Below are 12,067 nucleotides of genomic sequence, written 5' to 3'. Positions count from 1 at the left end.
CAATTTTTGTCTGGGTAAAAGGTGTTATTTTTTGAGCCGTTTTCAGCCCCGGCCCACGGGCTAGATACCAGTGATGAGGTATCTACATCTGTGGCACCGGCGCTTATAAAAGCGGTGGTGTATGTTCTTCAGGAGTGGTTTTCTCCGTGGCATTCTGCGAAGAACGTAGAGTGTGGCTTATCTGTTCAAGAGTGTTCACAAGTAACTCCCGCTCTTTGACTTTGATACGTTCGTGAAGGGTTTCTTCGGTGTCTGTATCTTCCACAAGGACAGGAGCTTGAGCAAGGATAGTTCCGGTATCCACCCCTGCATCAACTAAATGAACCGTCATTCCAGTGACTTTAACCCCATAGGCGAGGGCGTCGCGTACCCCGTGTGCTCCGGGGAAAGAGGGTAAGAGAGCAGGGTGGGTATTGATGATACGTCCGGCGAATCGTTCAACAAGTTGTTTGTCCACGATGCGCATGAAGCCAGCGAAGACGATACGATCAGGGTTATATCGGGTGAGGTGTTCTTCAAGGGCGCGGTTCCATTGCTCGCGAGAAGAATAATGATGTGGTTCGCACAGGAACGTTTCAATACCGTTCTCTTGGGCTCGTGCGATACCACGGCACGGTTTATCTGCACCGACAGCAAGAATATCCACCGTGAGGGTGCCTGCCGAAACAGCATCTATGATGGACTGTAAGTTTGTCCCTGACCCAGAGACCATCACCACAATACGCATGATTCACAGTGTACCCCACCTTGTGGCGAAGCTAATAGTTCAATTATTTATATGACTTAAAGTATTTTGCACAGGAGAGAGCAGGTGCGAGGAATCCCTCAAATCTCTCAGAGCAGGTATCCTAGAGAGTATGTCTGTACAGCCTATGCTTCCTGAGAATGAGTCCTCCCCCATGGTTCAAGACGCAAAGCAACGTCTTGATGTCTGTCATCGTTTGAGCGTTGCTTTCGGCCTTTTAGGGTTTGTGTTCTCCGCGTATAGCGGGTGGTGGCTTATTGCAGCATTGTCCTTTCAGTTAGGGATGATTATCAGCGCTGTTTGGGGCATGACGTATATTGCTCGGGCACGTGCGTCCTCAGGCATGTATGTGACGTTCACATTCTTTATGGTGATTGCGCTAGTACTCATGTTTAGCACCGCAATACAAATAATTTTTATGGACCAAACAAACCAGTTTGCAGATTGTACCCGTCATGCTCTGACTATTGTCCGGCAGGAGCAGTGTAAAGCTGATTTAGAAGATAATCTTTTAGGGTCCTTACTCAAATAACGACCCGATAGGGGCAGTCGTACCGGGAGTCATAGGGGTACTGGTAACAGTACTCATGGTGGTGGTTGTAGAGCGATTAGACTGGGACAAACAACCCCCACAATAAACTTCAAGATAAAACCTCAAGGTATTGTCTTCAAGCACATTTGATGATGCTCTAGATACATCCCATAAGCTCAATTATTTAAGTGAGGTTTTGTCACACCCTCAGAACGCCAAAAGCTCTGTGCCCCGAAAAGCGTTAAGAGTCATCAGACTTCGACGAAGAACGACGTCGAGATTTTGGACGGCGTATAACTCGCCCATGTTTAAAGTGAGTGAGGGTTTTCCCTTCAGAAGAATCCTTATCTCCAGTTACCTTATCGGTTGCAGTATCATTTTTTTGTTTCGATACGTCATCTTCAGTTGACGAAGCTTCTGCCTGAGCCTCGAGGTGTTCCTCTTCGAGATCAGAAAACAATCGTAAGTTTTGGGCTACGACAGATTCAAAATCAGCAGTTTTTTGCTCCTCTTTTTGAGCCACCTCAGATAGCGTCGTATCCGATAACGGTTCATCAGGGTCTTCTAAGAGACGACGCACAGCCTCTGAAGAAGGCTTATCGGTTTCATCATGCTGTTCTTCAACTTCTGCGATAGCAGAATTCTGACGAGAGTTCCGACGTTGCGCTTTTTTCTGCTCGCGGGCAAGGCGTTTACGACGACGGCGCTCTTCACGGTCGTTCTTTAGCTCAGAGAAACGCTCAAGCTCAGTAATAGCGCCACGATGGAAGATAGGGGCCATCACCGATCCCATCATCACGCCACAAGCAATCCAACCGGCAGATAAAGCACCAAATAATAAAGCATCTGGCCCTAAATCAGTAAAACGTCCCATACCAAGAGAACCGCGCGATGCCCAACCGCATAACGCCAAAATGATGCCGGCAGGAACAGAAACAAAGATAGCTAAGGCAAAAGTTGATAGTGGCAAAGAAATCCAGCGGAAAGGAATTTTCAGAGAAAGCCACTCATCAAGGTGGTCTTCACCGGCACGGAAGAACCACCAGCCAGCAACAATACCGCACAGCACAGGAACCGCAATAGCAATATAGTTCCACGGTTCATTGACCGTTGGTAAGGCACCCAGAAGAGGGAAAGCGGGGAGCACACCAGTAGAGTGTTCAAAGAAGTTTACGGAGGTATGTTCTCCCAATGAGAAACCAGCTCCGACACTCCAAGACATCGCCCAAAAAACTACGTTAGGGATAACACCAAGCTGTAAAAAGGTCAAAGCAGTATCGCCGATGGCACCAGCATCAAGCAATTGATAAATTGTTACGACATCGCTCCAATGCCAGAGCAAAGACAAGCTCAGTAATAGCCCTCCACAGCCAATAAACGCAAGAACTGCCACGATTGATGCGCGAAGAACTGTCCAAACATAAGAACCCGCCCAACGTGAGTACTGGCTAAACTGAGCAACCCATTCGGCAGCGTTAACACCGATCATTCTCGCCAAAGAACGAGACTCGTACCAGCCACCAAGAATAAGCCCTGATAAAACGACCCAACACGGTACAAGTGCAGAAGCTACAGGATACGCTACCGCAGCAGTATCTGTTGTCAAAAGGCTCAAACCCCCAGCACAGGCACTATAAGTGATAGCTCCGGTTAATGTTGGTATCCAGAATTGTCCCTCACGAGATGCTTGAGCTAAGACTCGTCCTGAACGGAAACATAACCATAAGGGTATCAGCGTTAAGCCCAACGGGATAAAGCTCATCATCCCTTGAATATCGGGGGTGTCTCCATACGGGGCAGAGATGTTCAGATGAAGAGGAACCCCGTGGATTAGAAGCCACATTTGGCTAACTAAAACTGCCATAGCGTAGAGGTCACGCTGTTCAAAACCGCCGGTAAACCATACGGCACCCAGTAGTAGCACTACAGCAAAGCAAGAGTAGAAGGCAGTACGAAAGAGTTCGACAACACCCTGTAGCCAGAGGGGCATCGGTATCGAACGTTGTTGAGGTTTCATCACGCTGGTTTTCATCGTCTTTTATCTTGTCATGAACTCTATTGAACTCTGAAGTTCACACAGCTTTTCTAATCCAAATGAGACATAAACCAAGGATTTTCTTCACCGCGTGCACCCCACTGAACCATACCATGTATGCCGGTCAAGACGCTAAGCTCATCACAGCCTACGTCTTAAGGTCACGTAAAAGACACAGGGTTTATAGTCCTCGCGCGGCGTTTTCGTGCAGCGGATTAACGGCAGGGACTCCCCAGCGACGATAAATATCTGCTTTAGAAGAAACTATTTCTAGCTGATGCACTTCAGCGGTAGCAGCCATGAGCCCTTCAAGTGCGGCGGTAGGCAATGGCGTATAAGGGCCTTCTGGTGAGGGGCGTTCTTCAGCACGAATTTGGCGACCGGCCCATGCCAAAGATACGTTCGTATCAACGTCGAGAACCTGCCCGCTAAAACGTTCGAGAAGTTCGTTAACCCACCGCTCTGTTTCAGGGTAGGGGTAAAGCCCTTTAAGTTCGCCTAGGCTAAGTGCTGATATGTACATCACCATATATGAGCGACGGCGAAGAAACGCAACGACCTGCGGATGTGGTGTGGCTTTGCGAATCTCTGCTAGTACATCAGAGTCTAGAAGTAGTCCTCTTATACTCATGCTGCTTGTAAGATACCGTATTCCTGGTTAGGGATACCGTGCGGATTAGGAGAAAGCAAAAAGTTAAGAAACTCAGAACGCTCATGGGAAATACGAGTGTAATCTTGAATGCTTACGGCAGCGTAACCGCCACGAGTTTGAGCAGAAGAAACAGGTTGAATATTGTGCTGAGGGCGAGCGGTGTTGTGCATGATACAACTGCGCTGAATGCGCTTTCCTTTCGAAGTGCTCTTGTCCGTACCAGCCTGCGTACTATGACGCGAATACGAACCGCTTCGTCATCCGAGCCACCCGTGAACATGGGGTTGGCGTTCAACTAAAGTCGGAGCTTATCAGTTGAAACTCTTGAAGCTGAATCCAGAATAACGCAACCACCACAAAAAACAAAGAGCACAACCCAAAATATTTGAGAGATTTAGGCTACACCAGCTTTAGTGAAAGCTCATCCGGTAACCTAGAACATATATGCACCCTGCCAGCAGAGGATACAACCACCGTGAATGCACCATCAGCTTTCCCCAGAATCCCCGTCAGCGCAGCAAAAATTATCCAGCAAGTAGGACACCGCACCTACCTCCGCGGAAAACAATACATGCAAGAAGGCAAAGTCGCCCGATACTCCTACGACGCACAAGCACACATCCTGACAGGAACAACCTACGGCGACGCAACAGACCCATACCTCAGCAAAATTGTCTTCCCCGCAAAACAGGTTGAAGGATCCCTCGCCTTCTCCGCACGATGCACCTGCCCCGTACGCACCGACTGCAAACACTCCGTAGCCATCATGCTCACCGCCATCGAAAGAGCCGAAAAAGTTAGCAAAGCCCAAAGCTCCACTCAACGCGTCACAGACGGACTCAGCAAAGAACAGCTCAAACAACACGGAATCACCACTGCACAAGAGCTAGCAGAACAACAAAAAATGTCGACATGGCGCAGAACGCTGTCACAAACACTGGCGCAGCATCACCGGATACCCTACGAAAATAACAGCAATACCATCGCCGCTCTCGACCTCAAAATGCACGTCAACTCCCGCTTCGCACTCGGTAGCGGTCAACACAAAACACCACGTATCACCCTACAAGCACGCCCACTCGTCCAAGGTAAAAACAACCGATGGATTAAAGACGGCATCAACTGGGAACACTTCCAAAAAGATCACACCGGAAAGACAAGTAGCCACGCCCTCCGACCCCAACACGAACGATGGTTGCGAGAGTTCTACTCCATCATCAGACCTTGGCAATCAGCGTACACTTCCCACCGCGATTGGGTAACACTTTCTACGGTTAACTCTTCCCTACTATGGAAAGTACTCAAAAAAGCAGAAAAAATAGCACTGCCCATCCTGCTAGAGGGAACACCCATCACTACGGCGCACACCGAAGAAGCCACGCTAAAAGCAGAACTTCACAGCTACAAAGACGGTCTACGCATCACACCTACACTCACCGCAGGAGAAAACGCCTTCCCCGCATACTACTGCCACCCAATAGGCCAGCCCCGCAACGGATTCATTGCCCTCGGACACAAAGCACAAGAACACTACAAAGCCACAGCACAAGCTGAACATTGGGAAACAACCCTACCTAGCGCCATCAATCCAACACGTCTCAACGACCAATACGCCGCAGCCGACCTCATTTTCATTCCCCTGAAAGAAACACTCAACGGCGCAGCAGAAACCCTTATCCGAGAAGAACATATCGAAATCCCCTCACAAGATATCAATAGTTTCTATCAAGAGTTCTACCCATATCTCACACGCAATATCAGCTTCTACACCAACGACGCAACAATACAACCACCCCAAGTACAACAACCGGAGCTGATTCTTCACGTCTACTTCGACAGCGAACAAACACCCCACGCCCACACCCGCTGGGAATGGGAATACCCTAAAGACCCGCTCAAGAACACACGGGATGAAAGCAACCTCGAATACTTCCCAGTACAGAGCACCTTATTAGACATCTATGAACAGCGCGATAAAAACTACGAAAATACAATCCTCGCGCAACTCAAAAATATCTACCCCGCATTACAGCTCACAGAACAACACTTCTACGACTGGGATGTTCAACAACTCACCGAATCTATACTGCCCCAATACTGTAATGTTCACGGGCTCCGCATCCAAACCCACGGACAAGAACCTCAATTCACAGAACTGGACGTTACCCCCGAAATCCAGATGAGAGTTGAACCAAGCGATACTCAAGACTGGTTTGACCTTGGAATTATCGTCACCATTGGTCAATGGACCGTATCATTCTCTACGATCTTTGAGGCACTCAACGCGGGGAAAAAACACATCCTTCTCGGTGATGGCAACTACTATCCCCTCAACCGACCAGAATTTATCAAACTACGTCAACTACTAGCCGAAATAGAAGACTTCTCAGAACCAGACCAACCACTTAGCCTCAACAAACACCAATTAGGGATGTGGGAAGAACTCGAAGAGCTTGCCACCACCACACAATCATGCCAAGGATGGCAAGAAAGTATTCACAGCCTCCTCAGCGACAAAGACAGTAGCGATAACGTACCAACTCCAGCAACACTCCAAGCACAGCTACGCCCCTACCAAGAAGAAGGCTACCAATGGCTCTACTTCCTGTGGAAACACCGCCTTGGAGCCGTCCTCGGTGATGACATGGGGCTTGGTAAAACACTACAAACTATTTCCATGATGCTCAAAGCCTATGAACAGTGGGTCGAAGAGCTCAATAACAGCACCCCATCATTTGCTCCCTTCCTCATCATTGCCCCCACCTCTGTTGTTCCCAACTGGGTACAAGAATTAGAACGCTTCGCACCAGAACTTGAAGTCGCCGCCATCACCACGTCCACTGCAAAATCGCAACAAACACTCACAGAACGTATCGGTCAGGCACAAGTCGTTATCACGTCATACACTCTGCTACGACTAGATTCCAACGCTTTTAACAGTTACGCACAAGAAACACCGTGGAACGGGGTCATCCTTGATGAAGCGCAATTCATCAAGAATGCGAGAACTCAAGCACACCAAATAGCACGAAAAATACCTGCACGTTTCAAACTTGCCGTCACCGGAACACCCATGGAAAACAACCTCATGGAGTTATGGTCCATTTTCTCTCTCGTAGCACCAGGTCTATTCCCCAGTGCACGAAAATTCAAAGACTATTACGTACAACCCATCACTGAAAGCAAAGACCACGAAAAACTCGAACAGTTACGGCAACGGATACGCCCACTAATCCTCCGGCGAACGAAAGAACTTGTTGCCACAGAGCTACCAGATAAAACAGACCAAAGAATGCCCATTGCTCTTAACCCAGAGCATCGTAAAGCATACGATATGCTCCTACAACAAGAACGCAAAAAAGTTCTGGGACTGCTCAAAGATATGGACAAAAACCGTTTTACGGTCTTCCGTTCGTTAACAAAACTGCGCATGATGGCGCTAGCACCTCATCTAGTCGACGAAGAGTACTCGCACATTACCTCATCAAAACTAGAGTACCTTCAGGCGCATCTGCCAGAAGTTCTCTCTCAGGGACACCGTGTACTGATTTTCTCCCAGTTCACCAGCTACCTTAAAACCATCGCACAAGATTTAGAAGAACAGAATATTGAGTTCTGCTATCTTGACGGTTCGACAAAAGACCGTGCAAAAGTTATCGAACAATTTGAGAAAGGAGAAAGCTCCGTCTTTCTCATCTCGCTCAAGGCGGGAGGGTTCGGGCTTAACCTCACCTCAGCAGATTATTGTTTCTTAATGGATCCGTGGTGGAACCCTGCAGCAGAGCAACAAGCCATCGACAGAATCCACCGTATTGGGCAGACCAGACATGTGATGGTTTACAGGCTTATTGCTGCGGGAACCATTGAAGAAAAAGTTATGGAATTACAAAAAAATAAGTCTGCACTCTTCGACGCTGTTGTTGATGATGGAGATTTCTTTAGCGAAAAGATGACAGCAGAACATATCCGAGAACTATTGAGTACCTCGTAGCGATGAAAAGAAGTGCGTTGCAACAACCACGATACCGCCACATAACAGACCAAAAATCATGGCGAAAAATGTTTCAGCGCACCATGCAAGCACGCTCAGAAGAGTACCGGCACTCCACGATGTGAGAGCACGAACAAGGTATTCAACCGCGTGTTCTGGGGCGTGAAAACCGACATCTGCTAAGCCACTCAAGACGATATGCCCGCCCACCCAAAGCATCGCAAAAGTACCAAGTAATGAAATGCCTTTCATCACAAGAGGCATTCCTGACACGAGCGCAGCGCCTATTTTCTGTGTCATAGAAGATTCACCGCGCATGAGCGCTAAGCCGACATCATCCATCTTCACGAGTACGGCAACAACACCATAAACAAGTAAAGTAATCAGCACCGCCACCACGATGAGGGAGATAATACGAATAGCCCACGTTCCCTCATGAGCAATAGTGTTCATGGCGATAACCATAATCTCGGCAGAGAGAATGAAGTCTGTTCTAATCGCCCCAGAAATAACGTTTTTCTCGGCTTCTTCCCCGGCAATGAGCGCAGGAGTTTCTGTCTCTTCTGCTGAGTGCGGATGAAATAGCTCTAGTATCTTCTCAGCACCTTCAAAGCAGAGGTACAGACCACCAAACATTAACAACGGAGTTAATGACGCTGGCCATAACCAACTCAAAAAGATAATCAGTGGAAGAATAAAAAGTAGCTTATTACGGAGAGAACCAACCGCAATTTTACGAATAATAGGTAGCTCACGACGAGGTTCTACCCCGTTTAAATATTGGGGAACAACCGCAGTATCATCAACAACAACACCAATAGCGCGCGCACTTGCTTTAGAGGCGGCAGCAGCAACGTCGTCGGTACTTGCCGCTGTAAGTTTTACTAATGCTGCGATGTCGTCTAGAAGCGCAACTAGCCCGCCAGCCATGAGGATCTCTTTTCTTTATATCCGTCCAATAAGCTACTACCCCAAGAATACAAGGGAAGTTATCGTTCATTACTGTTCAAGAGTATTTTCGGTTGGATATCTCCACAAAGCTGGTTTCCAGTATGTCGCTAGCACGATAGCACCAACGCATATCACACCACCAATGATGGCTGTCATTGAGGTACCAAATAGTGCAGCTCCCAGACCCATCACACCAATACCGATGTTAGGCCCACCAGCAAGGGTCATGATGAAGATACCCTGAAGGCGTCCGCGAAGCCTATCGGGGGTTTCTTGTTGAATGATAGTAGAACGGAATATACCGCCTACACCATCTGCCCAGCCTGCTACCGCTAACGCGCAAGAAGCACAGACAAGAGGTAATAGGTTTTCGTGTAAGGACTCGCTCGGAGAACGTCCTTCTAAGAAGAGTGCAATTGCACCGAAGAAAACGAATCCTATCCCCCACAACATATAGCTCATTGTGAGGAAAGCTCCACGACGTTGTATAGCTGATAGCCACCCCGAAAAAGTGACCCCGATAAAAGCCCCTAGTGCGCCAGCTGAAAAGAGTACACCGGCGCCAAGGTCTCCACCACCAAAGGAGAGGAGCACTAGAGCAGGAATGAGAGGACGGGCTTGGATGCATATCATCGCAATCAAATCAATGATGAACGTCATCGCAATGACGGGGGTGCGCCGTACAAAATAAAAACCTTCTACTACGGAGCGAAGACCACGAACTTTTGGTGTTTTTTCATCGTGTTCAGGAAGAACTGTAGGAAGTTTATATAGCGCCCAGATACTGACCAGTAGCGCAAAAACGTTAACAAGGTATGTGTAGTTATACCCGATAGAAGCAATGAATAAGCCACTGAGCAAAGGCCCAAGAGCCATGCCCAAGGAGCCAACGCTCATATTAAGTGCGTTGGCAGATGCAAGAAGTTTTGGAGGAACTATTCGAGGAATAATAGCGCCACGAGCAGCCTGATTAATGGGGAAAAGTAATGATTCTAAAGCGACGAGAGTATACAAAATCCATTGGTTCTGGAGGTTAATCCATGATTGCAAAGCAATGAAAAGGGTCATGAGCCACATACCCCAGCTGGCGGTTAAAGAAACTTTACGACGGTCATAGTTATCGGCGATGACTCCTCCGTAAAGACCTCCTATGATAAGGGGTAACACCACAATAAAGCCGAGAAGCCCTACGGCGAAGGTGGAGTGCGTGAACGAAAAAATTTCTAGGGTGACGGCTGTTGATGTAATTTGGAAACCCAAACTAGAAAAGAGAGAACCAATCCACAGCCGGCGGTACTCGGGGAGTTCTCTGACCGGCGTTAAATCCATAAAAATTTTCGCCATGAGGGAAATACTACACTATGGATAACCGTGCCTTATGCCGTCCATTTACCCATCTTTTCAGGGGTTATCGGTGCGTTGATGAAGAGCATATGATGACGCAAAGAAAAGTAACACCACCATTTTTGGCGGCACTAAATCTATGATGAAAGAACAGACAGAAAATTTTACGCATAAAGTTTTCTGATCGATGCCGTTGAGTACACCTTCGAAAGGATTATCAGATGGCACAGCAACCTCTCAAAACATTTAATGATGGACACACCATCCCTCAGCTAGGTTATGGGCTCTGGCAGGTCGAAAACGACCGCGCAGAAGAAGTTACACAACTAGCGCTTGATGCCGGATACCGACATATCGATACCGCAAAAATCTACGGCAACGAAAGTGGTGTGGGCAAAGCATTAGCATCTAGCCAAGTAGCTCGTGAAGACATCTTTGTCACCACCAAAATTTGGAATGACGACCAAGGGTACGACCAAACACTTCGAGCCTGTGAAGAATCCTTAGAACGCCTCGGGCTCAAAAGTGTTGATCTTCTCCTCATTCATTGGGCTTCTATCCATCGTGAAAAATATGTTCAGACATGGGAAGCTTTCATTGAGTTACGTCGTCGTGGACTAGTACGTTCCATCGGTGTCTCAAATTTTCCCGAACAACAGTTACGCGAAATTATTGAGGTAACAGGGGTAACCCCTGCTATCCATCAAATTGAGTTGCACCCATATTTCTCTCAAGAGAAGTTACGTGCCGTTCATCAAGAGCTTGGAATATTAACCGAAGCATGGTCTCCGTTAGGTCAAGGCGGGCAACTACTCAGCGACCCTGTCATCACTGAGATTGCTCAAAAACATCAGATTACACCGGCACAAGTTGTTATCGCATGGCATTTAGCCTTAGACAACGTTGTTATTCCTAAATCGGTCACGCCAGAAAGAATTGTGTCCAACTTTGAGTCACTACAGGTACGCCTCGACGATGTAGATATTGAGTCTATTAACTCATTGACTCGTGCAGATGGTCGTATTGGCCCTGACCCGTCACATATCGAGTTCTAAGAGCAGCTTTTACCTTCTCAGGTGAGGCAGGCGTCATAGGGCGTCTGCCTCCTTGAGGTTAAACTGCAACTAATACCACGCTATTTTTTAGCGCTATACTCCTCTTTTAGAGAGATAATAATGCTATTTTGAGGTGATGTGTTCTAAGACTTTATGGAACAAAGCCCATGATGGAAGAAAAGAGCTGAGGGCATGAAAGAAAGTTTTTTTAAGCTTCTTCAGAATGAGAAAGTCCGTTTTCTCATTGTTGGTGGTGGTTGCTTTGTGCTCACCATGGTCATCAATTATGCCCTCAAATACACGGTTCTTACCGCAAAACCGACAACAGCTCTTATTATTGCAACCGGAATAGCAAGTATTGTCTCGTATATTCTTTCTTCACGTTGGACGTGGCAAGGTTCCTCCGGAAAACCAACTTTCATACAGCTACTAGGATTCGCCATTGTGACGGTAATCGGTATTGGGTTGAACGCTCTTCCGCAGTGGGTATCACGTTATATATTGTATTTGTCGTACCCCAATATCTCGTTTCTAGCACAAGAAATTGCAGACTTTATTGCTGGCCCTATTCTCGGTACAGCTCTAGCGATGGTCTTTAGATTTTGGGCGCTTGACCGCTTTGTTTTCAAAGGTTACGAGGCTCGTAAAAAAGCAGAACTACACGAAGTGGTACCTTTCGACAGTGAACAGAAATCACCTTCTGTACCGATGGATGAAGATTCTGTTCCGCCGGTGCAAAAGACCTCATAGAATTTAGAGGTT

The 12,067-nt window shown here is 47.5% G+C and carries 10 protein-coding genes and 1 riboswitch; of the genes, 4 read left to right on the top strand and 6 right to left on the bottom strand.

Going from position 1 to position 12,067, the window contains the following annotated elements; all coding sequences use genetic code 11:
- Positions 1 to 103 precede the first annotated feature (103 nt).
- Positions 104 to 727 carry a phosphoribosylglycinamide formyltransferase gene (purN, locus tag ACN083_RS06370; protein ID WP_419101999.1) on the bottom strand — a complete coding sequence of 208 codons (624 nt, stop codon included), beginning with the start codon at positions 725 to 727 and terminating at the stop codon, positions 104 to 106.
- A 130-nt stretch (positions 728 to 857) separates the two neighbouring features.
- On the opposite strand from purN, the gene ACN083_RS06365 reads away from it, so the two are divergent.
- The gene (locus tag ACN083_RS06365) at positions 858 to 1,277 is read left to right on the top strand and encodes a hypothetical protein (RefSeq protein WP_419101998.1); all 420 of its coding nucleotides are present in this window, start codon (positions 858 to 860) and stop codon (positions 1,275 to 1,277) included.
- A 241-nt stretch (positions 1,278 to 1,518) separates the two neighbouring features.
- Here the strand turns inward: ACN083_RS06365 and ACN083_RS06360 are convergent, their stop codons facing one another.
- From ACN083_RS06360 to ACN083_RS06350, 3 genes are all read right to left on the bottom strand, one after another.
- A complete protein-coding gene (locus ACN083_RS06360) occupies positions 1,519 to 3,309 on the bottom strand; it encodes a DUF6350 family protein (RefSeq protein ID WP_419101997.1) in 1,791 nt (596 codons plus the stop codon).
- 184 nt (positions 3,310 to 3,493) lie between these two features.
- Entirely contained in the window at positions 3,494 to 3,943 is a 450-nt protein-coding gene (locus ACN083_RS06355; protein WP_419101996.1) for a plasmid stabilization protein, read from the bottom strand.
- Complete coding sequence (locus ACN083_RS06350; RefSeq protein WP_419101995.1) at positions 3,940 to 4,134, bottom strand: nuclease PIN; 195 nt, start codon at positions 4,132 to 4,134, stop codon at positions 3,940 to 3,942. The genes ACN083_RS06355 and ACN083_RS06350 overlap by 4 nt, the downstream gene beginning before the upstream one ends.
- Before the next feature lie 31 nt (positions 4,135 to 4,165).
- A riboswitch (SAM riboswitch) is annotated at positions 4,166 to 4,294 on the bottom strand.
- A 145-nt stretch (positions 4,295 to 4,439) separates the two neighbouring features.
- Between ACN083_RS06350 and ACN083_RS06345 the strand changes: the two genes are divergently transcribed.
- Positions 4,440 to 7,955 (top strand): SNF2-related protein, encoded by a 3,516-nt coding sequence (locus ACN083_RS06345; protein WP_419101994.1) that lies wholly within the window; start codon positions 4,440 to 4,442, stop codon positions 7,953 to 7,955.
- Here the strand turns inward: ACN083_RS06345 and ACN083_RS06340 are convergent.
- The gene (locus ACN083_RS06340; RefSeq protein WP_419101993.1) at positions 7,938 to 8,885 is read right to left on the bottom strand and encodes a DUF808 domain-containing protein; all 948 of its coding nucleotides are present in this window, start codon (positions 8,883 to 8,885) and stop codon (positions 7,938 to 7,940) included. The genes ACN083_RS06345 and ACN083_RS06340 overlap by 18 nt on opposite strands.
- Positions 8,886 to 8,954: 69 nt before the next feature.
- Positions 8,955 to 10,250 (bottom strand): MFS transporter, encoded by a 1,296-nt coding sequence (locus ACN083_RS06335; RefSeq protein ID WP_419101992.1) that lies wholly within the window; start codon positions 10,248 to 10,250, stop codon positions 8,955 to 8,957.
- Between the two features lie 221 nt (positions 10,251 to 10,471).
- Here ACN083_RS06335 and ACN083_RS06330 point away from each other — a divergent pair, with 221 nt between their 5' ends.
- Complete coding sequence (locus ACN083_RS06330; protein ID WP_419101991.1) at positions 10,472 to 11,305, top strand: aldo/keto reductase; 834 nt, start codon at positions 10,472 to 10,474, stop codon at positions 11,303 to 11,305.
- 192 nt (positions 11,306 to 11,497) lie between these two features.
- Positions 11,498 to 12,055: a GtrA family protein gene (locus ACN083_RS06325; RefSeq protein WP_419101990.1), complete on the top strand. Its 558-nt coding sequence runs from the start codon at positions 11,498 to 11,500 to the stop codon at positions 12,053 to 12,055.
- The last annotated feature ends 12 nt before the right edge of the window (positions 12,056 to 12,067 follow it).

Source organism: Rothia sp. CCM 9418 (genome assembly GCF_048512825.1).
Lineage (GTDB): Bacteria > Actinomycetota > Actinomycetes > Actinomycetales > Micrococcaceae > Rothia.
Note: the sequence above shows the minus strand (reverse complement) of the source record. Positions and strands in the feature narration are given on the sequence as shown.